We start from the raw sequence: 21,774 nt of genomic DNA, 5'->3' as shown, positions 1-21,774 counted from the left end.
TTCTGGCCGCCGGGCAGTCGGCGCGATGGCCGCTGGAAGCAGAAGGAAAGAATCCAGCAGTTCTTCGACGGGTTCAAGGATTCGGCCGGTGCGCGCAATGCGGCGCTGATGCTTGATAGCAGAAACCGCGAAGTACCACTCTGGGATGCGAGTGATCCGAAAGATCGGTACGTGAGGGTGACCTGGGTGGATGTCGAGAGGGCGCTGGTGCCACCCTCATCGGCTGTTCAGACCTGCGAACCCATCGATACTGCGATCCGGGACTGCTTCGAGGACCTGCTGAACCGCTTCGCAGGGCTGGAGCGAATGGCGCAGGAAGGACTCATTCGCGAGAGCGACTTGAAGGATGCGCTCCGCCGGTGGTTCTTCATCATAGGCGAACGAGACAAGGATAAGTCGCACATCAGGAACCTGCGGCTATTCATAGTGGAAGGTAGGCGAGAAACCGCCATGAAATTGTTTCGGCGGTTCGATATCGATCTCAAGCTGGCCTACCCGGCGGATGTTGCCTCGTTCCAGGCATGAGCAAGCAGTTGACGTTAGTTTGGCACGCTGGTTGACCTCAGTACCTCGTCAAACACTTCGATCCAGCGCCAGAATCCGCAGCAGCGCCGCGTTCCGCGCCCGCGCCAGTGCCTCCACGTCGCGCCCTTCGGTCTCCGCCATGCCGTCGACCAGGACCCGCCTGGTCTCGTCATCCAGCGTCGCGTCGCCCAGGTCCGCCCACCAGCTTTCCACCGCCGGGCCGAGGTTCCGCACGAAGCTCTCCATCCCGCCCGGACCGCCCCCCAGATGGAACGTCAGGTGCGGCCCCATCAGCGCCCAGCGGATCCCGAGCGCGCCGGTCATCGCGCGGTCGATGTCGGCGACCGAGGCCACGCCCTCGCGCGCGAGATACACCGCCTCGCGCCACAGCGCCGCCTGCAGGCGGTTGGCGACGTGGCCGGTGATCTCGCGGTTGAGGCGGATCGGCTGCTTGCCCACGCCTTCGTAGAACCGCATCGCCGCCGCGATCGCCTGTTCCGAGGTGCGCGCGCCGCCCACGATCTCGACCAGCGGGATCAGGTGTGGCGGGTTGAACGGGTGGCCCACCACGAGCCGTTCCGGGTGGGCCATGTCACGCTGCATGTCGGTGGGCTTCAGGCCCGATGTTGACGACAGGATCAGCGCATCGGGCGAAAGCGCGGTTTCCAGCTGTGCGAGCAGCTTCCGCTTGACCTCGATCCGCTCGGGGGCGTTTTCCTGAACGACCATCGCGCCCTCGGCCGCAGCCGCCGGATCGTCATGGAACGTCAGGGACATCAGAGCGTTGTCCAAAGAACCTAATGCGACACCTAAGGTCTCCAGGTCTCCCCAGTTCGCGGCTACCTGCGCCCTCAGCCGATCCTCGGCGCCCTCTGCCGGGTCGCTCGCCGCGACTTCGTGACCGGCGGCAAGGAACAGGGCGGTCCAGCTGGCGCCGATGGTGCCGGTGCCGATGACCGCGACGCGCGCTTTCTCGTCGATCTGCATCTGTGGTCCTCTCGGTTCGACCCGGCTCAGCGGGATGCGTAGTCCATCAGCGCGCGGAACAGTGCTGGCGGCATGGCCTGCGGGTCGGTGATGGTGATGGTGGTGCCGGGCGGCAGCGCCGACGGATCCGCAGGCACGGCCGCCTGCGCGCCCGCGCGGGCCGATGGCTGCACCGCCCCGCGCGCCGCGCGCGCGTCGAGCGACTGCACGGTGGCCGACAGCGACGGCATCCGGGCGCCGGGCGGGACCGCGCCGGCCGCCCCCGGCGCCACACCGCCGGCCTGGTCCGCCAGCGCCTTGTCCTGCGCGGCGGCGATGCGGGTGTCGAGCTCGGCCGTGGACTGGCGCTGCATCTGGCTCAGCTGTTCGTTCAGCTGGGCCTGCACCTGTTCCTGCACCCGTGCGGTCGCCTGCGCGAGCTGCGACCGGATCGCCTCGACCCCATCGGCATAGCCGGTCCGGTAGGCGTCCTTGACCCCGGCCACGCACCCCGGCGCCGCGTCCAGGACGGTGCGGGCGGGTGCGGGTGGCTGCTGGGCCGCGGCGGGCGCGGATGCCAGCGCCATGGCGAGCACAGGAACGAGAAGCGCGGCAGGGGGCATCGGTGTCTCCGTCGGAACTCGCGGCCCAACGGCGGGCGGGGGGACGGGTTCCACCGCAACCACTCGACTCCGCCGCGGACATGCGGGACAAGGATGCATGCCGCCGGCCCGCAACCAACCAGACGCTCCAGCATCAAGCGCATCGCCAGCCGCGCCGCGGTCCTCTGAACTCTGCCCGCCCGAAGGTTGCGTGACCCCCGCATGAAGAAGACCGACAACCCCGCCGATCCGTTCAAGAAGGCCCTGTCCGAGGCGACCCGCGCGCTCGCCGAGCAGCACGAGCTGAACGTCACGTTCACGGCCGATCCGTCGGGCGTCGCAGGCGACACGATGCGGCTGCCGCAGGTCAGCCGGCGGATGACCCGCGACGAGGTGCTGATGGCCCGCGGGACCGCCGACGCGCTGGCGATGAAGGTCCGCCACCACGACCCCGCGACGCACCTGCGCTATACCCCCGCGGGCCCCGTCGCGCGCGAGCTCTACGAGGCGATGGAGACCGCCCGCTGCGAGGCGCTGGGCGCGCGCGACATGCCCGGCGCGCTGTCCAACATCGACGCCAGGATCGGCGCCGAGGCCGAGCGCAAGGGCTACGGCCAGATCCGGCAGGCGTCCGACGCGCCGCTTTCCGTGGCCGCGGGGCTGCTGGTCCGGCAGGCGGCGACCGGCCGCAAGCTGCCGTCCGCGGCGCAGCACGTGGCCGACCTGTGGCGGCCGTTCGTCGAGGATCAGGCGGGCGGAAACCTCGACCGCGCCGCCGCCACGCTGTCCGACCAGGCCGCCTTCGCGCGGATCGCGCGGCAGATGATCGCGGACCTGGGCTATGGCGACCAGCTGGGCGACGACCCCGACGAGGCGCAGGACGAGGGCGACGAGACGGCCCAGCAGGAGGAGGACGATCCCGGCCAGAACCCGCCACAGCAGCAGGATGAGGGCGAGGAGGCCGAGGCCAGCCCCGAACGCACGCAGGAACAGACGCAGGACGAGCGCCAGGCGCAGGTCAGCATGGACGACCAGGCCGACGACGAGCTGTCCGAAGACTCCGAGATGTCGGACAGCGAGATGCCGCCCGAACTGCCGCCGCAGGTCAGCGAGGCGAGCGCCGACTACCGCGTCTTCACCCAGGGTCACGACGAGGAGATCGCGGCCGAAGACCTCGCCGACGCCGCCGAGCTGGAGCGGCTGCGCGCCTATCTCGACAAGCAGCTTGATCCCCTGCGGGGCGCCGTGTCGCGGCTGGCCAACAAGCTGCAGCGCCGCCTTCAGGCCCAGCAGAACCGCAGCTGGGAGTTCGACAAGGAAGAAGGCGTGCTGGATGCCGGCCGCCTGGCCCGCGTGGTCGCGAACCCGACGACGCCGCTCAGCTTCAAGGTCGAGAAGGATACCGAGTTCCGCGACACGGTCGTGACGCTCTTGATCGACAACTCGGGGTCCATGCGCGGGCGGCCGATCAGCATCGCCGCGATCTGCGCCGACGTGCTGGCGCGGACTCTGGAACGCTGCTCGGTCAAGGTCGAGATCCTCGGCTTCACAACCCGCGCCTGGAAGGGCGGGCAGTCGCGCGAGGAATGGCTGAAGGCGGGTCGCCCGGCCACGCCGGGGCGCCTGAACGACCTGCGCCACATCATCTACAAGAACGCGGACGCGCCATGGCGGCGGGTGCGGCCGAATCTCGGCCTGATGATGAAGGAAGGGCTGCTCAAGGAGAACATCGACGGCGAGGCGCTGGAATGGGCGCATCGCCGCATGGTCCGGCGGTCCGAGGCGCGCAAGATCCTGATGGTGATTTCCGACGGCGCGCCGGTGGACGACAGCACCCTGTCGGTCAACCCCGCGAACTATCTTGAAAAGCACCTGCGCGACGTGATCGCGATGGTCGAGCGCCGTCGCCAGGTCGAACTGATCGCCATCGGGATCGGCCACGACGTGACCCGCTATTACGAGCGCGCCGTGACGATCACCGACGCCGAGCAGCTGGCCGGCGCGATCACCGAGCAACTCGCCGCGCTGTTCGAAAGCGACCCCCGCAAGCGGGCGCGGGCGTTCGGCAGCCCGGCCCGACGCGCCGGTCACTGACGCGACAAACGATGTGGCGGGACCGGGAATGATCACGCGGCGGGGAATGGTGTCGGGCATGGTCGTCCTGGCCGCGGGCGGCTGCAGCTTCACGCATGCCCGCAACTCGGACCCGCCGCCGCCGGACCGGCGCACGGGCGAGCCGATGGCCCTCATCCCCGGCTACGACAGCGAAATCCGCAGCTACGAGGACGGTGTCCACCACCCCGACCCGGGCGAGCCCCTGACCCGCGCCGTGCTGAGCCGCACCTCGTCGGGCCGGCCGATCAACCTGCTGGCGGTGTCGGGCGGGGGCGACGACGGCGCCTACGGGGCGGGGTTCCTGAAGGGCTGGACGCAGAACGGATCACGTCCGGAGTTCGACGTGGTGACGGGCGTTTCCACGGGCGCGCTTATCGCGCCGATGGCGTTCCTCGGGTCCGCGTATGACGGGTATCTCGAGGATTTCTATACCCGCACCTCCGCGGACGACATCTATCGCGTCAGGATCCTCGACCTTCTGACCGGCGGGCTGGCGGCGGCGGACAGCACGCCGCTGGCGCGGCGGATCGCGGCCGTCGTGTCCCCGGCGCTGGTGGACCGGATCGCCGAAGAACGGCGCAAGGGCCGGCTGCTGCTGGTCGGGACGACCAACCTCGACGCGCAGCGGCAGGTGATCTGGGACATCGGCCGGATCGCCGCCTCGGGGCGGCCCGACCGGGTGGCGCTGATCCGGCGCGTGATCCTCGCCTCGGCCTCGGTGCCCGGCGTGTTCCAGCCCGTGACGATCGAGGCAGAGCGCGACGGCGTCCGGTTCCAGGAACTCCACGTGGATGGCGGCGTGACGCGCGGCGTCTTCGCCTATCCCGCCAGCGTCCGGCTGCCGCCGCGCCGGGGCGAGCGCAACATGTGGGTGATCCGCAATGCCAAGCTCGCCCCCGAATGGGACGCGACGCGCTCGACCGCGGTCGGGATCGTGCGCCGGTCGCTCAGCACGCTGCTGAAGTCGCAGTCCAGCGGCGACATCTACCTGATCCAGTCGATCGCGCAGGCGGGCGACTTCGACCTGCGCCTGACCGCGGTTCCGCCCGACTTTCCGCTGCCCTATGTCCGGCCGTTCGAGCCGACCTACATGCGGACGCTGTTCGCCACCGGCGAGGCCGCGGGCCGGTCGGGGCGGGCATGGGGCACGCTGGCCGAACTGAAAGGACTTGACGGATGAACGGCGAGACTTCCACCCGCACGTCGTGGCAGAGCTTCACGGCGACCGCCGATCCCTCTGCCGCGGCGCCCCGGATCGCCGCGCTGCGGGACCTGATGGCCGGGCACGGGCTGGACGCGGTGATGGTCCCGCGCGCGGACGCGCATCAGGGCGAATACGTGACCGACAGGGACGCGCGGCTGCGCTGGCTCACCGGGTTTTCCGGCAGCGCAGGGTTCGCGATCGTCACCGCCGACAGGGCCGGGCTGTTCGTCGATGGCCGTTACCGGGTGCAGGTGCGGGCCGAGACCGACCCGAACCTGTTCGAGGTGGTCCACTGGCCCGAGACGGGCGCGGCGGACTGGCTGCGTCGGGCGCTGCCGGGCGGCGGCCGCGTGGCCTTCGATCCCTGGCTGCATACGCGTAACGAGATCAAGGACCTGCAGGAAAAACTTGCAACCGCCTCGATTAGCATCGCCCCGATCGAGAACCCGGTCGACGCGATCTGGCGCGACCGTCCCGCCATGTCGGGCGGCGCGGTCCGCATCCACCCGGCCGACCTCGCCGGCGCCACGCCGCAGGAACGCCGCGCCCGGATCGCGGCCGACCTGCGCGAGGGCGGACAACGCGCGGCCGTGCTGACCCAGCCGGACTCGATCGCCTGGCTTCTGAACATCCGCGGCGCCGACATCCCCCGCAACCCGGTCGTGCAGGGCTTCGCGATCATCGAGGATGACGGCCGCGTCGCGCTGTTCACCGACCCCGAGAAGTTCGGCCCCGACCTGCGCGCGCACCTGGGCAACGAGGTCACGGTCCTGCCGATGGGCGGCCTTGCCCCCGCGCTTGTCGGGCTGTCCGGCCCGGTGCGGATCGACCCGCAGACCGCCCCCGAGCAGGTGTTCCGGCTGGTGGAAGGCGCGGGCATCGAGATCGCCGCCGAAAGCGATCCCGTGGCACTGCCCAAGGCCCGCAAATCCCCGGCCGAGCTGTCCGGCATGCGCGCCGCGCACCTGCGCGACGCGGGCGCGGTGGTCCGGCTTCTCGCCTGGATCGACGCGCAGGAGCCCGGCAGCTTCACGGAGATCGACGTGGTCCGCACGCTCGAAGGGTTCCGCGCGAACATCGGCGCCCGCGACATCAGCTTCGACACGATCTGCGGCTCGGGCCCGAACGGGGCCATCAACCACTACCGCGTGACGGAAGCGACCGACCGCGTCGTGAACGGCGGCGAACTGCTGCTGGTCGATTCGGGTGGCCAGTATGACGACGGCACCACCGACATCACCCGCACGGTCCCGATCGGGCCGCTGCGCGAGGATGCGAAGGACCCCTATACCCGCGTCCTCGCCGGGATGATCGCGCTGACCCGCCTGCGCTTTCCCGCGGGTGTTGCCGGGCGCGACATCGACGGCGTCGCGCGCGCACCCCTGTGGATGGCGGGCCTCGACTTCGACCACGGCACCGGCCACGGCGTCGGCGCCGCGCTCAGCGTCCACGAGGGGCCTGCGCGCATTTCGCGCCGGTCCGAAGTCCCGATCGAGGCGGGGATGATCTTCTCGAACGAGCCGGGCTACTACCGCGAGGGCGAGTACGGGATCCGGATCGAGAACCTCGTCGTGGTCGAGCAGGCGACGAGCCCCGACGGCCGCGACATGCTGGGGTTCGAGACGCTGACGCTCGCGCCCATCGACACGCGGCTGATCGTGCCCGGCATCCTTTCCGGCGAGGACGTGGCCTGGCTCGACGCCTATCACGCCCGGGTCCGCGAGGCCGTGGCGCCGCTGGTCGAAGGGACGGACCGCGCGTGGCTCATCCGCGCGACCCGCCCCATCGCGCAGGCTGCCGCCTGATATCCGCCAACTCGCAGGAACCAACCATGCCCATTCCGGACACCGCCCTTTCCCAGCTCCGCGACCTTCTGGGGGAACGCCTGTCGATCACCGCCGCCGACCGCGAGGCGCATGCGGGATCCGAGACGTTCCACCGCGCCCCGCCCCCCGACGCCGTTGCCTGGCCGCTTTCGACCGAGGACGTGTCGTCCATCCTCGCGATCTGCAACGCGCATGGGGTGCCGGTTGTGGGCTGGGGCGCGGGCACGTCGCTGGAAGGGCATGCGCTCGCCGTCCGGGGCGGGCTGACGCTCGACATGACGCGGATGAACAGGGTTCTCGACGTGCGCGCCGGCGACATGATCGCGGTCGTGCAGCCCGGCGTCACGCGCGAGGACCTGAACACCGAGCTGCGCGCGACCGGCCTCATGTTCCCGATCGACCCCGGCGCCAACGCCACCCTGGGCGGCATGGCCGCGACCCGCGCCAGCGGCACCACCGCCGTCCGCTACGGGACGATGCGGCCCAACATCCTCGCGCTGGAGGTGGTGCTGGCAGACGGCCGCGTCATCCGCACCGGCTCCCGCGCGGCCAAGGCGAGCAACGGTTACGACCTCACCGGCCTGATCGTCGGGTCCGAGGGGACGCTCGGGATCATCACCGAGCTCACGCTGCGGCTCCACGGCCAGCCCGAGGACGTGGCGGCGGGCGTCTGCGCGTTCCCGACGCTCGAGGATGCGGTCAACTGCGTTGCGATGACGATGCAGGCGGGCATCGCGATGGGCCGGATCGAGTTCATGGACCCGATGGCGATGCGGGCCGTGAACCTGCATCTGGGCAGCGACTATCCCCTGCAGCCCCACCTGATGGTCGAGTTCGCGGGCAGCCCCGAGGCGGTGCGCGCGAACGCCGCCGCATTCGGCGAGCTTGCCGCCGAGTGCGAGGGGCAGGGCTTCGACTGGGCCACCTCGCTCGAGGAACGCAACCGCCTGTGGGCCGCGCGGCACGCGAGCTACTGGGCCGCGCTGAAACTGCGCCCCGGCGCGACGGGCGTCGTCACCGACGCCTGCGTTCCGATGACCGAGCTTCCGGGGCAGGTCGCCGCCGCCGCCGCCGACATGGAAGCCGCCGGCATCATGGGCGACATCGTGGGTCACGTGGGCGACGGCAACTTCCACACGCTGCTGCTGGTCGATCCCGACAGCCCCGAGGAGATCGCCGCGGCCAAGACCCTCGCCCGGCGCATGGCCGAACGGGCGCTGGCGGTCGGCGGCACGATCAGCGGCGAACACGGCATCGGCCTTGGCAAGCGCGACCTGATGGCGGCCGAGCACGGCGAGGCATGGGCCGTCATGGCCGCGATCAAGCGCGCGCTCGATCCCAACGGCATCCTGAACCCCGGCAAGATCGTCCCCGACCAGGACGCGGGCTGAAGCTTCCTGACGGTTTATTGATCGCGCGCCCCGCCCCGCACGGGCTGACGGCGCAACGCCCCTGTGAAACAAAGCTCACAACAACGAGACCGAAAAACGAGGGTCGGGCAGTGAGAAAGTTCCTGAAGGTGGCGGCGGTCCTGTCGCTGGCGGTTCTGACGGCGTGCGGCGGGGGCGGGGGCCCGCGCGGCGGGGCGGGCTATGTCGGCGGCGCCGCGCCGCAGCTGGGCGACAGCGCGCCGCATGTCTGGACTTCGGGGCACCCCTACAACCACGCGGTCCACGGCGTCGACGTGTCGCGCTACCAGGGCAGCGTGGACTGGAACCGCGCGCGCCAGGCAGGCGTCAGCTTCGCCTTCATCAAGGCGACCGAGGGCGCCGACCACGCGGACCCCGCCTTCCGCACCTACTGGGAACAGACCCGCGCCGCGGGCATCCCGCGCAGCGGCTATCATTTCTACTACTGGTGCCGTTCGGGTGCCGAGCAGGCGGCCTGGTACATCGCCAACGTGCCCAGGGAACGCGGCGCGCTTCCGCCCGTTGTGGATCTTGAATGGGTCCACACGTCGCGGACCTGCCGCTACAAGCCGTCGCCGAGCGAGATCCACCGTGAAGTCGGAATATTCATGTCCGTCCTGCAGCAGTATTACGGCCAAAGACCGATCGTCTACACGACGGTCGACTTCTACCGCGATGCGAACCTGCGCGCCCTCCCGGCGGAGTTCTGGCTGCGATCGGTGGCCGACCATCCCAGCGGGACCTATCCGGGACAGCGCTGGACGTTCTGGCAGTACACGGGCACCGGGACCGCGCCCGGCTTTGGCGGCAACGTCGATCTCAACGCTTTCGTCGGGAGCCGGGGCCAATGGCAGCAGTGGGTGAACAGACGCGCGGTCCGCTGATCGCGCGGACCCGGCGGGGGCTGATCCTCGAGTTCGTCGCGCTGTTCATCGCCGCGCCGGTCGCGATCGCGGTGTTCGTCAACCCGCAATACATGTTCGCCGTCCTGTCGGGCTTCTGCCTTCTGGCCGTGGTCCTCATCCGGCTGACCGGCGACTATCACTGGAAAAGCCTCGTCTCGGGCTGGGGCGAGGTGCGCTGGGGACGGACGGCGGTGTTCTGCGTCTTCGTGGCGGTCGCGGCCTTCCTGGTCATGGCCGCGACGAAGCCCGGCTTCGTGCCCAACGTCTCGCCCGAGCGGCTGCGGTTCCTCGCGCTCCTGTGGGTGCTCTATCCGCTTCTGTCGGCGCTGCCGCAGGAGGTGATCTTTCGCGTCCTCTTCTTCCATCGCTACGGGTCGCTGTTCGCGTCCGACCGGGCGGCGCGGCTGACGAACGCGGCCATCTTCTCGCTCGCGCACCTGATGTACTGGTCGCCGGTGGTCGCGGTCATGACCTTCGTCGGCGGCTGGGTCTTCGCCGACGTCTACATGAAGCGCGGCTTTCCCGCCGCCTGGCTGATCCACGGCCTGGCCGGGAACATCCTGTTCACCATGGGGATGGGCGAATTCTTCTGGTCGGGCAACGTCGTCCGCCCGTTCTGACCGGTCCTCGCGCTTGCGCGCGCTTCTTGACTTCGTGCCCTGCAGCAAGTGTATGCGGGGCCGGATGATCGAAGGGATTTGACCGATGAACGCCTATCGCACCCATACCTGCGGCCAGCTGACCGCCGCGGACGCCGACACGCAGGTGCGCCTGTCGGGCTGGGTGCATCGCGTCCGCGACCATGGCGGCGTGCTGTTCATCGATCTGCGCGACCATTACGGCATTACCCAGGTGATCGCCGACAGCGACTCGCCCGCCTTCGGCGCGCTGGAACGGCTGCGCGCCGAGACGGTGATCCGCATCGACGGGCGGGTGAAGCTGCGCGACGCTGCGCTGGTGAACCCGAAGCTGCCCACGGGCGAGATCGAGGTCTATGCGACCGCCGTCGAGATCCTCGGCCCCGCGGACGAGCTGCCGCTGCCGGTCTTCGGCGACCAGGACTACCCGGAGGAGACGCGCCTCGCCTACCGCTTCCTCGACCTGCGGCGCGAGAGCCTGCACGCCAACATCATGCTGCGCTCGCGCGTCATCAAGTGGCTGCGCGACGCGATGTGGGACGCGGGCTTCACCGAGTTCCAGACGCCGATCATCACCGCCTCGTCGCCCGAGGGGGCACGCGACTTCCTCGTGCCCTCGCGCCTGCATCCGGGCAAGTTCTACGCGCTGCCGCAGGCGCCCCAACAGTTCAAGCAGCTGATCATGGTCGCGGGCTTCGACCGCTATTTCCAGATCGCGCCCTGCTTCCGCGACGAGGACCCGCGCGCCGACCGCTCGCCCACCGACTTCTACCAGCTCGACGTGGAAATGTCGTTTGTCGAGCAGAAGGACGTTTTCGCGGCTGTCCAGCCGGTCATCCAGGGCCTGTTCGAGGAGTTCGGCGGCGGCCGCCGCGTGGACAGCGACTGGCCCCTGATCCCCTATGTCGAGAGCCTGCGGAAATACGGCACCGACAAGCCCGACCTGCGCAACCCGATCGAGATGCAGGACGTCTCCGACCACTTCCGCGGCTCGGGCTTCGGCATCTTCGCGCGTCTGCTGGAGCAGGAGGGGACCGAGGTCCGCGCCATCCCTGCGCCGACCGGCGGGTCGCGCAAGTTCGCGGACAGGATGAATGCTTTTGCCCAGCAGCAGGGGCTGCCGGGGATGGGGTATATCTTCTGGCGCAAGGCGGAAGGCGACGGGATGGAGGCGGCGGGCCCAATCGCCAAGGCTCTGGGCGAGGGCCCGACCGAGGCGATCCGCAGCCAGCTTGGCCTGGGCGAAGGCGACGCCGTCTTCTTCCTCGGCGGCAAACCCGCTGACTTCGAGGCCGTGGCCGGCCGCGCCCGGACCGAGATCGGGCGCGAGTTGGGCCTGATCGACGAAGACCAGTTCAAGTTCGCCTGGATCGTCGATTTCCCGATGTTCGAGAAGACCGACGACGGCAGGATCGACTTCAGCCACAACCCCTTCTCGATGCCGCAGGGCGGGATGGAAGCGCTGTCGGGCGACCCGCTGAAGGTCCATGCCTACCAGTACGACCTCGCCTGCAACGGCTACGAGCTGATCTCGGGCGGGATCCGCAACCACACGCCCGAGATCATGTTCAAGGCGTTCGAGATCGCGGGCTACCCGGCCTCCGAGGTGGAGAAACGCTTCGGCGGCATGGTCAAGGCGTTCCGCTATGGCGCGCCGCCCCACGGCGGCTGCGCGGCGGGGATCGACCGGATCGTGATGCTGCTGGCGGACGAGCAGAACATCCGCGAGGTCATCATGTTCCCGATGAACCAGCGCGCCGAGGACCTGATGATGGGCGCGCCCAGCGAGCCCACGAACGAGCAGATGCGCGAGCTTCGCCTGCGGGCGCTGCCGAAGGACGCTTGAGAAGGGGATTGAGGCGATGACCAACGGCAGATCCGTTCCCGCCCCGTCGGTTCCAGGGGAGGACGCGTCATCCCGCCTCGGGCGGCTCGTCCCGGACTTCACCGCTCCGCCCGCGCCGGGTCCGGACGCCATCGCCGGCCGCTTCGTCACGCTGGAGCGGCTGGACCCGGACCGCCATGCCGCCGACCTGTTCGACGCGAATCTCGGCCGCGGCGAGGTCTGGGATTATCTCGGCTACGGCCCATTTGCCGCGCTGGACGACTATCGCGCCTGGCAGGCGGCGATGGCCGCATCGGCGGATCCGCTGTTCTACGCGCTGCGCGACACCGCGACCGGCAAGGTGGGCGGCGTCGCCTCGTTCCTGCGGATCGACCGCGCGAACGGCGTGATCGAGATCGGCCACATCCAGATTGCGCCGGTCCTGCAGCGCACCTCCGCCTCGTCAGAGGCGATCATGCTGATGATCCGCTGGGCGTTCGACGCCGGCTACCGCCGTGTCGAGTGGAAGTGCAACGACCTGAACGCTCCCTCCATGCGGGCCGCGGACCGGTTCGGCTTCACCTTCGAGGGCACCTTTCGCAACCACATGATCGTCAAGGGGCGGAACCGCGACACGGCCTGGTGGGCGATGACGGACGATGACTGGCCCGAGGTCCGCAAGGTTTACGAGGCGTGGCTTGCCCTGGACAACTTCGACGCGGATGGCCGCCAGCGCCGCTCGATGACCGAGCTGCGCGGGGACCTGCGGCGCGCCTGACGCCGCGGCCCCGCGTCGTCAGGCCCCCGCGGCTGCCAGGCGGTCCTGCACCAGCCCGCTGATCCGCGCGAGATCGGCGGCCAGCGCCCGGCCGGCAGAGTGGTCGCGGGCCAGCGCCGTCGCCGCATCCTCGAGCCGCGGATCGTGCGAGGACCGGGCGACGCCCGCGAGGAAGCGGGCGATGTAGTCGATGCAGTCGGTGCTTTCCGCCGCCGCCAGCACCTCGGCCACGTGGACGAGGTCGTCGCGCAGCGCGCCGCTGTCGGGGATGATGGTGTCGTCGACGACCAGCCGCAGCCCGGTCGGGCGGGCGTCGGCGGGAAGGTTCGACAGGATCGCGTGCTGGAACACCGCAAGGCTTTCGACCGGTTTCGCGAGAAACGCGTCGGCCCCGGCCTGCAGCGCCGCGCCTTCGTTGTCGGGATCGCCCGACATTCCCAGCAGCACCGGCACGCGCGGCGTCGTGCTGGCGATCGCGGCGATCAGTTCCGCCCCGTTCCCGTCGGGCAGGCCCAGGTCCACGATCACCACCGCCGGACGATAGGCCGCCATGTGCCTTGAGGCCGCGCGCAGGCTGTCGGCGCGGCGGATGCGGGCGCCCGAGCGCAGGCACAGAAGCCGGACCGCTTCGGACGCGATGCGCGAGTCCTCGACCACCAGCACGGTCAGGCCGGTCAGCGGCCGTCCGGGCAGCGCGGCGCGCCACAGCGGCGCGGTGTCGTCGCGGGTGATCGGATTCTTGCAGTCGTCCATCGGCGCGTCCCCCTGTGAGCAGCCTCGAATCGGCCCTGTCCAGACCTTAGTATCCGTCTGCCTAATGCGCGGTTAACGCGGCCTCAGCGCGAACGCCAAGCCGAAACGGCCATTTCCCCGGCCAACACGCCGTCGATCCTGCTCTCAGTCTGGCGTGTTCCGCTGCCGCGTGCGGTTGCCTGCGCCAGGACGGAGTGGGCGGTGAACCCTCAGGAAGCGTCGGCCGGTCAGGCGGTGTTCAGGGCTGTAGATCCCTCAAGCCCGCAGGTGACCTCGGCCGATCTCAGCCACGTTCCGCGGAGGTCCGGGACACCCCGCCGCTTCGGTAAAGCCGTTCGTGGCCGTAACGCCGAGGCGCCGCGGAAATACCTCTCCGCCTACAGCCGCCGCCGCGCGCGCAGGGCCGCGCTGATCGTGCCGTCGTCGAGGAAGTCGAGCTCGCCGCCGATCGGGACGCCGTGGGCGAGGCCCGTCACCGCCACGGAACTGCCTTCCAGCGCCTCGGCGATGTAGTGCGCGGTCGTCTGCCCCTCGACGGTGGCATTGAGGGCGAGGATCACCTCGGTCACGTTCTCGTCCGCGATCCGGCCAAGCAGGCGCGGGATGCCGAGATCCTCGGGGCCCACCTCGTCCAGCGCCGATAGCGTCCCGCCGAGAACGTGATAGCGGCCGGGGAACGCGCGGCCACGTTCCATCGCCCACAGGTCGGCGACGCCTTCCACGACGCACAGCTCGCCAGTGGCGCGGGCCGGGTCGGCGCAGATCGGGCACAGCTCGGCCTCGGCGATGTTGCCGCAGCGGACGCACTCGCGCGAGGTCTCGGCCACCCGCGCCATCAGCGCGGCAAGCTGGGTCATCTGGGTCGACCGGCGCCGGATCAGCGCCAGCACGACGCGGCGGGCCGACCGGGGGCCGAGCCCCGGCAGCCGCGCGATCTGCGCGATCAGCGCCTGGATATCGTCGCTGCCCTCGCGCGTCATGGCCCCTTCAGCCCCAAGTCCGCGCCCGCGTCAGAACGGCAGCTTCATGCCGGGCGGCAGGCCCATGTCGCCGGCCAGCCGCTCGGTTTCCTGCTTCGCGCGGTCCTGCGCGCGGCGCTGCGTGTCCTTGATGGCGGCGAGGATCAGGTCCTCGACCACCTGCTTTTCGCTGGCGACGAAGATCGAGGGATCGATGTCGAGCGCCGTCAGGTCGCCCTTCGCCGTGGCGGTCGCGCGGACCAGCCCCGCACCGGCCTCGCCGGTCACGGTGATGGCGTCGAGAGACTTCTGCAGGTTCTCCACCTTGTCCTGCATCTCGCGCGCGGCCTGCATCATCTTCGACAGGTCGCCCATGCCGCCAAAGGGGTTCTTCATCGTCTCACTCCTCATCCTCGAACGGGTCCCATTCCTCGACCGCCGCGACGGGTCCGTCCGAGGGGCCGTGCAGATCCTCGGCCGCCACCTCGCCATCCGCGTCCGCGGGCGGGGCCGGTGGGGCCTCGTGGCGCACGCTGATGGGCGCGCCGGGCACCACCGAAAGGATTGCCTGCACGACGGGATTCCGGCGCGCGGTCTCGATCTCGGCGGCCTCGCGCTCGGCGCGGCGTTCCGCGATGGTCGGGCCGCCGCCCTGGTCCACGACCGAGACGGTCCAGCGCGTTCCCCCGGTCCAGCCGCGAAGGCGGTCCGACAGGCGCGCGGCAAGGCTCGGCGGTGCGTCCGGCGTCGGCTGGAACTCGATCCGGCCGGGGGCGTAGCGGACGAGGCGCACGGATTTCTCGACATCGAGCAGCAAGGCCATGTCGCGCATCCGCCGGATCAGGTCGACCACCGTGTCGAAGTCGGGATAGCTGGCCAGAATCTCGGCCCCGGCCTGCGCCACGGCATCGACGGCCACGGCATCGACCGCCACGGCATCCACCGGTCGGGGCTGGCGCGCGGCGCCCCCGCCCGACCGTGCGGCCTGCATCACCGGCGCGCTGCCCGCACCGTTCCCCGCCTGCGAAGGGGCGGGCATCGCCGGCCGGCTGAAGTCGCCTGCCGCCTGCGCCGCCTGCACCTTGCGGATCAGCGCCTCCGGGTCCGGCAGGTCGGCCACGTGCGTCAGGCGGATGACCGCCATCTCGGCCGCCATCATGGCGTTGGGGGCGGCCGACACCTCCTCCAGCGCCTTGAGCAGCATCTGCCACATCCGGCTGAGCGCACGCATGGGAAGCCGCGCGGCCATGTCGCGGCCGCGCTCGCGCTCGTCCGGGCCGACGGTCGGGTCGTCGGCGGCGTCGGGCGTGATCTTCACCACGCTGATCCAGTGGGTGATCTCGGCCAGGTCGCGCAGTATCGCGAGCGGGTCCGCGCCCTCGGCATACTGGCTCTGCAGTTCAGCCAGCGCCTCGGCGGCCGAACCGCGCAGGATCATGTCGAACAGGTCGAGAACGCGGCCCCGGTCCGCCAGACCCAGCATCGCCCGGACCTGGGGCGCGGTGGTCTCGCCCGCGCCGTGGCTGATCGCCTGGTCCAGCAGGCTGGTCCCGTCCCGCGCCGACCCTTCCGCCGCCCGGGTGATGAGCGCGAGCGCGTCGTCCGAGATCTCGGCCCCTTCGGCGGCGGCGATCCGGCGCAGCAGCGCGATCATCACCTCGGGCTCGATCCGGCGCAGGTCGAAGCGCTGGCAGCGCGACAGGACCGTGACCGGCACCTTGCGGATTTCCGTGGTGGCGAAGATGAACTTCACGTGTGGCGGCGGCTCCTCGAGCGTCTTGAGCAGCGCGTTGAACGCGCTGGTCGACAGCATGTGGACCTCGTCGATGATGTAGATCTTGTAGCGCGCCGAGGCCGCCCGGTAATGGACGCTCTCGATGATCTCGCGGATGTCGCCGACCCCGGTGCGAGAGGCCGCGTCCATTTCCAGCACGTCGACGTGGCGGCCTTCCATGATGGCGCGGCAGTGCTCGCAGACGCCGCAAGGCTCGGTCGTGGGGCCGCCGGTCCCGTCGGGGCCGATGCAGTTCATGCCCTTGGCGATGATCCGCGCCGTCGTGGTCTTTCCCGTGCCGCGGATGCCGGTCATGATGAACGCCTGCGCGATCCGGTCGGCGGCGAAGGCGTTCTTGAGCGTGCGGACCATCGCGTCCTGCCCCACCAGGTCGGCAAAGGTCTCGGGCCGGTATTTCCGGGCCAGCACCTGGTATGCGGGGGCGGCCGCCGGGTCGGTCGAAGGCGCGGCGGAAGGGTCGTCGGGCATCGGGAACTCCATGACAGCGGCAATCTAGGTGCGCGCGGGTCCAAGGTAAACCGCCGCTTGCCGGCGAACGGCGCCCGCGGCAGGTTGCCCTCGCAGGGCTTGGGCGGGGGATCGCGATGCAGGCGGACGGGTGGATGCTGGCCTTCACGGGCGGCGACGGCGGGGCAGGGAGGATCGACCGCGCGGCGCATCTGCGCCAGGACGGCGCGTGGCGCGAGGGCGCGCGGATCACCCCCGTCTGGCGCGGCAAGGTGCTGCTGGGCGACGACGGCGCGCTGGCATGGCTGCCGCCCGGGCACGCTGCGCTGGGGGCGGGCGATCCGATCCTGCTGGGCCTTCTGGACGGTGCGCCGGTCGCCGCGCAGGACATCTCTGCCTGGAGCCCGCCGAGCCTCGCCGAGGCGCAGCTTTTCCTCGATCCGACCGAGCAGCGGCACCCCGAGATCGCGGGCGCCCGCTTCGTGGACCTTCGCGGCGCGATGCCGGCGCTGGATGCCGCCGACGGCGCGCTGGCCGCCGTGGCGCGGGCGCTGACCGGCTGGCACGTCTCGCACCGCTTCTGCGCCGCCTGCGGCCATGACTCGGCGCCCGCGCAATCGGGCTGGCAGCGCGTGTGCCCGTCGTGCCGGACCGCGCATTTCCCCCGCACCGATCCGGTCGTCATCATGCTGGTGGAACGCGATGGCAGGCTGCTGCTGGGCCGGTCCCCCGGCTGGCCCGAGGGGATGTATTCCTGCCTCGCGGGCTTCGTGGAGCCGGGCGAGACGATCGAGGCCGCCGTCCGCCGCGAGGTGGCCGAGGAAACCGGCGTCGTCGTCGGCGCGGTCGCCTATGCCGGCAGCCAGCCGTGGCCGTTCCCCGCATCCCTGATGATCGGCTGCACGGCTGTGGCCGAGACCGACGCGATCACGCTGGACGAGGTGGAACTCGACGACGCCCTGTGGCTGCCCCGCGCGGAGGTCCGGCAGGTGATGGAGGGAACGCACCCCCGCATCCGGCAGCCGCGCAAGGGCCCGATCGCAGGGTGGCTGATCTCGCGGTGGCTGGCCGGCAAGGACGCGGATCTGGATTAATTTCCCGTTTACTACGAAGTAAGTAGACGGATTGTCCGAATCCTCAGGGCAGCCTACACGAATCTTGCATTCAAGTGAGGTTCGACATGCTTTCCAGGTTCTTCGCACTCTGCGCCGCGCTCTCGGTTGCCGGCTGCGCCACCGTGACCCGCGGGACGAACGACGTCCTTGTCGTGAACTCGACGCCGTCGGGTGCCCAGGTGAAGATGAGCAACGGCCAGTCCTGCACCGGCACGCCCTGCACCTTCAAGCTTCCGCGCAAGTCGGAGCTGAACGTGCTCGTGTCCAAGGAGAACTGCAAGCCGCAGCAGATCCGGGTCACGAACCGCGTGTCCGGCAGCGGCGGCGCCGCGATGGCCGGGAACGTGCTGGTGGGCGGCATCATCGGCGCAGGTGTCGACGCAAGCACCGGCGCCATGCTGGAATTGGTGCCGAACCCTGTCGAAGTCGGTCTGGAATGTCGCGGGTGACCCTCGGCGGCTGACCGGCGCCGTATGGCCGGCGCGTACGCCCGGGCAGCGCGGGTGACATCGATGCAGGGAAAAGAGGTGAGAGGCTGGACAACGACCCAAGCGGGGCTCGTTACGGCTGCTTCCTTCCGGACCTGACCGGGTTGGCGAGGCGCTCGCCCGCGCCAACCTCTCAGTGTCCAGATAGGGCGGGGACCGGCAGGATGCAAGCCTGTTTAGCGGCAGGCGGGCGCTCGAACGTCGCGGAACTGACGGCCATGGTCAGGCCTGCGTGAGCCTATGGGAGAACGGTCGCAATCGCGGACGTGGACGGCACGGTCCTGTTCGGCCCGGCGGAACTGGCGATGAGCGCCCGCTCGCTCGCCCTTACCAGCGAAGCCCTGTGGATCGTGCGCGAGAACGGCAAGCTGTCTCCGGCAACCGACTGGATCACGACCACGCGCGGGGGGCAGCCGGTTATCGGTGGCTTCAAGGCTACCGCAGCCGAATGCTGATCCGCGAAAGCTTGAACGTCCCCGCCTCTGGCGGGCCGGTCGCGATCGCGGCTGTCAACTGTCCGACCTGCCCCGGACCTGTCGCAATTGGGCTTCAGCCGCGCTAAATCTCGTGAGGCCATCTGCACCGCGGTCCGTGTCCTGCCCTGCCTGCTGGTCTCCCACCCTTCTCCACGTTTCACCCGGGTCGCGATGACAGCTAAAGCGGCGCTGCGGGATATTGCTTCCGCGTGAATCTGTATTGCGGAGAGTTCAAGAATTGTCGCCTTCACAGATACTAGCCGTGGGGACCTCTACGACCTTGTCTGGAGCAAACCGCTGCGAAATCCTTTGCGGGCGAATGCGATCTGTTCCCGGCAGTCGACGAGCTTGAAGATCCGCTTGGCGATCCCCTCGTCAGCTCTGGCTGGGGCTACTGAGAAGCATTTCCATTGCCAGATCATCATCCCCTGGCTAGCCTCACAACAACCCAGGAAATGGGCGCGCATAATTACCGTGCGCATCAGGGGGCTGGGAGGCCAAGGTATAAAACGAGAGGTCCGAACTTCGCTGGGGGGTCGAGCAGCGTCTCGAGTCCATAGAGTTCCGCCTGTTCTGGGAAAGACATGTGAACCGCAGCGACCTGATGAACCCGTTCGGAGTCTCGGTGAACCAGGCGTCCACCGACCTGAACCGCTACATCGGCTTCGCACCCGACAACATGGTCTACGACAAGAGCACGCGGACCTACGTCCGTGGCCCCGAGTTCAAGCCCCGGTTCCTCGAACCCGACGCAAGCCGCTACCTCGCCCAGCTTCGATCGGTGGCGAACGGGATCCTCGACCGCAAGGACTCTTGGATCGCCGATCTCCCACCCTACGCCTCAGCCCCGACCCCGGTGCGCGGCGTCGATCCGGTGACGCTCCGCTCCGTGGTCGGCGCCATACGCCGGTCCGAGGCGATCGAGGTGAAGTACCAGTCCCTGTCCAGTCCGGAGCCGCGCTGGCGATGGATCGCTCCGGACGCCATCGGGTTCGACGGGTTCCGCTGGCACACACGGGCGTTCTGCCTGACCGACGGAACCTTCAAGGACCTCCTGCTCTCGCGAATGCTCGAGATTCGAGAGTGTCGGGAAAGCCATGTGTCCGCGACGGACGACCGCGACTGGAATACTGAAGCCAATCTGGAAATCGGCCTCCACCCCGCCCTTTCCGAAACTCAGGCCAAGGTCATCGCGCTCGACTACGGGATGCGTGGCGGCAAGGCGAAGATCAAGCTCCGGCGCGCGCTGCTGTACTACGCGCTCAGGCGGCTCGGGCTTGATACTGATCCCGGCGCGAGGAAGCCGCAGGACCAGCAGATCGTGCTTCTCAACAGGGAGGTCATTCATGAAGATCATGGATAGACTGTCCCGCATTCTCGGCAGCCCCGACCCAGCGGCGAGCGAACCGGACAGCCATGTTCTTGGGCCTTTCGAGATCCGGCTGATCGCCGAAGGGAAGCTCGAGAGGCTTGCCGAATTTGCGGCATCTTCTCGCCTCCTTGCCGCCGACCCGAAAGGAGATACACCACTCCACCTTGCCGCGCGCATGGGCAATCTGGCCGTCTGCGATCTCTTCATTCGCTCAGGTGCCGACCCCAGCGCATTGAACCACGGCCGACAGAAACCTGCAGATGTGGCATTCGCCGAAGGTCACGGTCTCGCCGCCCAGCTTCTGTCTTCGCTTGTTGCGGAGTCTTCGGAGACGGAAATGGAGACGGTTGGCGAGCGCGAGTTCTCACTTGTGGTCGGGGATGTCGTCACCGGGCCCGATAGAGTTCCGGAGCGTCGTGTCGCCGTTTTTCAGGAGATAGATCCAACCGACAGGACCGACGACCTGGATGACCTGCTGACTTTCGAAGCTGAGGCAGAACCAGAGGAATTCTTCGATCAGCACGCGGGCGATACGGCATCGGGGACATTCGTAGCGCTCATCAGTTCGTCACCAGTGATTTCGGATAGCGAGGATGGGGATTGGGATCTCGACCTTTCAGCGGCGCCGATTGCTGGAGAAGCCATCGCCTCCAGCGCCGCGGTGACGGCCGATCATGGTGCAGAGAACGACTTCCTGAAAGTCCGGAACCGCGGCCGACAATCGGTCAAACGAGCGGTCGTCCAGAGCGGCACGCGGATGTCGATCGACCCAGAGCTCTGCGTCACCTGGGCAGAGGAGATTCTGGCAAAGGGTCAGTGCTCCCTCGACGATATCGACCGCCTGGTCGCCCATTGCGAAGGAAATGGTGATCTCGAGGAACTGCGCATCAATCTCCAGCGCAACCTGGAAGCAGCTGGCTTCGATCTCGCTCAGGCGACGGGGCATGATGCTGACATCTGGGACGCCGTCTCGGACACATCGTCCGAAGACCTTGCTGGCGCGATAGAGGCAGCCCTTACGCGTCGGACGCGGCTTCCCGGCACACAGCGCTTCGTCATGGACAAATCAGAAGAGCTGCAACTGCTGGAGCCAATGATGCGGGCCAAGCAGGAACTCTAGCTGGGTATCCTGGCCTCCGAGACAGCCGTCGAAATGATCCTCGACGCCATGGACCGCATCCGCGACGGTTCGCGAGACCCCGGCTCGGTCTCCCTGAGAACCATTGTTCCCTCGCGACCGGGCCATGCGGAGACGGCCGAAGTAATGGCCGCCGCGGACGCCCTGAGGTCGTGGTATACTACTGGCCGGGTAATGGACGGCAAACGACGAAGAGAGGCACTTGCTGCGCTCGAGGCATTGGAACTCTCTCTCGCATTCCACAAGGAGTTGGTTCGCAGACTGGCGCTGTTCCCAGCGTGCCAAGCCGAGGCCAGTCAGCTGGAAGTCGAAATCCTGATCTCCGAATCCGCTACCGAACGCCTTATCCGCGAGCACCTGCCTTACGTGCGGCGGTTTGCCTCGCGGAACGTGGGAGAGTGTCCGGTCTTCTGTGTACGACTGACCCGGTCCATGCTT

Annotated in this window: 19 protein-coding genes, 1 other RNA gene and 2 pseudogenes; 15 read left to right on the top strand and 7 right to left on the bottom strand. The window is 69.0% G+C overall.

All coding sequences use genetic code 11. The features are described 5' to 3' along the window. The first annotated feature begins 171 nt into the window (after positions 1-171). Positions 172-525: a hypothetical protein gene (locus ELI80_RS05780; RefSeq protein WP_143803199.1), complete on the top strand. Its 354-nt coding sequence runs from the start codon at positions 172-174 to the stop codon at positions 523-525. Positions 526-573: 48 nt separating this feature from the next. Here the strand turns inward: ELI80_RS05780 and ELI80_RS05775 are convergent, their stop codons facing one another. Both ELI80_RS05775 and ELI80_RS05770 read right to left on the bottom strand, forming a co-directional pair. Beyond that, positions 574-1,512: a 3-hydroxyacyl-CoA dehydrogenase NAD-binding domain-containing protein gene (locus tag ELI80_RS05775; RefSeq protein ID WP_136650150.1), complete on the bottom strand. Its 939-nt coding sequence runs from the start codon at positions 1,510-1,512 to the stop codon at positions 574-576. A 26-nt stretch (positions 1,513-1,538) separates the two neighbouring features. Then, positions 1,539-2,114 (bottom strand): hypothetical protein, encoded by a 576-nt coding sequence (locus ELI80_RS05770; protein ID WP_136650149.1) that lies wholly within the window; start codon positions 2,112-2,114, stop codon positions 1,539-1,541. A 201-nt stretch (positions 2,115-2,315) separates the two neighbouring features. Here ELI80_RS05770 and cobT point away from each other — a divergent pair, with 201 nt between their 5' ends. The 8 genes from cobT (at position 2,316) to ELI80_RS05730 (ending at position 12,793) form a co-directional block, all read left to right on the top strand. Beyond that, positions 2,316-4,187 (top strand): cobaltochelatase subunit CobT, encoded by a 1,872-nt coding sequence (gene cobT / locus ELI80_RS05765; RefSeq protein WP_136650148.1) that lies wholly within the window; start codon positions 2,316-2,318, stop codon positions 4,185-4,187. Positions 4,188-4,215: 28 nt separating this feature from the next. Beyond that, positions 4,216-5,388, top strand: a complete 1,173-nt coding sequence (locus tag ELI80_RS05760; RefSeq protein ID WP_136650147.1) for a patatin-like phospholipase family protein — start codon at positions 4,216-4,218, stop codon at positions 5,386-5,388. Then, complete coding sequence (locus ELI80_RS05755) at positions 5,385-7,217, top strand: aminopeptidase P family protein (protein ID WP_136650146.1); 1,833 nt, start codon at positions 5,385-5,387, stop codon at positions 7,215-7,217. The genes ELI80_RS05760 and ELI80_RS05755 overlap by 4 nt, the downstream gene beginning before the upstream one ends. Positions 7,218-7,243: 26 nt before the next feature. Continuing rightward, positions 7,244-8,629, top strand: a complete 1,386-nt coding sequence (locus ELI80_RS05750; RefSeq protein WP_136650145.1) for an FAD-binding oxidoreductase — start codon at positions 7,244-7,246, stop codon at positions 8,627-8,629. A gap of 110 nt (positions 8,630-8,739) precedes the next feature. After that, positions 8,740-9,531, top strand: coding sequence for a glycoside hydrolase family 25 protein (locus tag ELI80_RS05745; protein ID WP_236641358.1), 792 nt, complete (start codon positions 8,740-8,742; stop codon positions 9,529-9,531). Beyond that, complete coding sequence (locus tag ELI80_RS05740) at positions 9,495-10,172, top strand: CPBP family intramembrane glutamic endopeptidase (RefSeq protein WP_136650144.1); 678 nt, start codon at positions 9,495-9,497, stop codon at positions 10,170-10,172. Before ELI80_RS05745 ends, ELI80_RS05740 begins: the two co-directional genes overlap by 37 nt. 85 nt (positions 10,173-10,257) lie before the next feature. After that, positions 10,258-12,036, top strand: a complete 1,779-nt coding sequence (aspS, locus tag ELI80_RS05735) for an aspartate--tRNA ligase (protein ID WP_136650143.1) — start codon at positions 10,258-10,260, stop codon at positions 12,034-12,036. A 16-nt stretch (positions 12,037-12,052) separates the two neighbouring features. Next, positions 12,053-12,793: a GNAT family N-acetyltransferase gene (locus ELI80_RS05730; protein WP_136650142.1), complete on the top strand. Its 741-nt coding sequence runs from the start codon at positions 12,053-12,055 to the stop codon at positions 12,791-12,793. An 18-nt stretch (positions 12,794-12,811) separates the two neighbouring features. On the opposite strand, the gene ELI80_RS05725 is transcribed toward ELI80_RS05730, so the two are convergent. From ELI80_RS05725 to ELI80_RS05710, 4 genes are all read right to left on the bottom strand, one after another. After that, entirely contained in the window at positions 12,812-13,546 is a 735-nt protein-coding gene (locus ELI80_RS05725) for a response regulator (protein WP_136650141.1), read from the bottom strand. A gap of 377 nt (positions 13,547-13,923) precedes the next feature. Further along, on the bottom strand, positions 13,924-14,526 hold the full coding sequence (gene recR / locus ELI80_RS05720; protein WP_136650140.1) for a recombination mediator RecR: 603 nt from the start codon (positions 14,524-14,526) through the stop codon (positions 13,924-13,926). A gap of 30 nt (positions 14,527-14,556) precedes the next feature. Then, entirely contained in the window at positions 14,557-14,901 is a 345-nt protein-coding gene (locus ELI80_RS05715) for a YbaB/EbfC family nucleoid-associated protein (RefSeq protein WP_136650139.1), read from the bottom strand. A 4-nt stretch (positions 14,902-14,905) separates the two neighbouring features. After that, positions 14,906-16,768: a DNA polymerase III subunit gamma/tau gene (locus ELI80_RS05710; RefSeq protein ID WP_136650138.1), complete on the bottom strand. Its 1,863-nt coding sequence runs from the start codon at positions 16,766-16,768 to the stop codon at positions 14,906-14,908. Between the two features lie 134 nt (positions 16,769-16,902). On the opposite strand from ELI80_RS05710, the gene nudC reads away from it, so the two are divergent. Beyond that, the gene (gene nudC, locus ELI80_RS05705) at positions 16,903-17,841 is read left to right on the top strand and encodes an NAD(+) diphosphatase (RefSeq protein WP_136650183.1); all 939 of its coding nucleotides are present in this window, start codon (positions 16,903-16,905) and stop codon (positions 17,839-17,841) included. A gap of 86 nt (positions 17,842-17,927) precedes the next feature. Continuing rightward, a complete protein-coding gene (locus ELI80_RS05700; protein ID WP_136650137.1) occupies positions 17,928-18,311 on the top strand; it encodes a translation initiation factor 2 in 384 nt (127 codons plus the stop codon). A 76-nt stretch (positions 18,312-18,387) separates the two neighbouring features. Here ELI80_RS05700 and ffs read toward each other — a convergent pair. Continuing rightward, positions 18,388-18,486: signal recognition particle sRNA small type (ffs, locus tag ELI80_RS05695), an RNA gene on the bottom strand. 130 nt (positions 18,487-18,616) lie between these two features. Between ffs and ELI80_RS05690 the strand changes: the two genes are divergently transcribed. The 4 genes and pseudogenes from ELI80_RS05690 to ELI80_RS16370 all read left to right on the top strand — a co-directional run. Further along, positions 18,617-18,805, top strand: coding sequence for a hypothetical protein (locus tag ELI80_RS05690; protein ID WP_136650136.1), 189 nt, complete (start codon positions 18,617-18,619; stop codon positions 18,803-18,805). A 529-nt stretch (positions 18,806-19,334) separates the two neighbouring features. Next, positions 19,335-20,189: pseudogene (locus ELI80_RS05685) on the top strand (BrxR family helix-turn-helix transcriptional regulator); the annotation flags it as partial. Continuing rightward, positions 20,173-21,318, top strand: coding sequence for a hypothetical protein (locus ELI80_RS05680; protein WP_236641357.1), 1,146 nt, complete (start codon positions 20,173-20,175; stop codon positions 21,316-21,318). The pseudogene ELI80_RS05685 and the gene ELI80_RS05680, both read left to right, overlap by 17 nt. Positions 21,319-21,351: 33 nt before the next feature. Then, positions 21,352-21,774 (top strand): annotated as a pseudogene (locus ELI80_RS16370) (sigma-70 family RNA polymerase sigma factor); the annotation flags it as partial.

Origin of the sequence: Paracoccus aeridis, from assembly GCF_004923205.2 — a bacterium.
In the GTDB taxonomy this organism is placed as follows: Bacteria; Pseudomonadota; Alphaproteobacteria; order Rhodobacterales; family Rhodobacteraceae; genus Paracoccus; species Paracoccus aeridis.
This window is presented reverse-complemented; position numbering and strand designations above follow the sequence as displayed.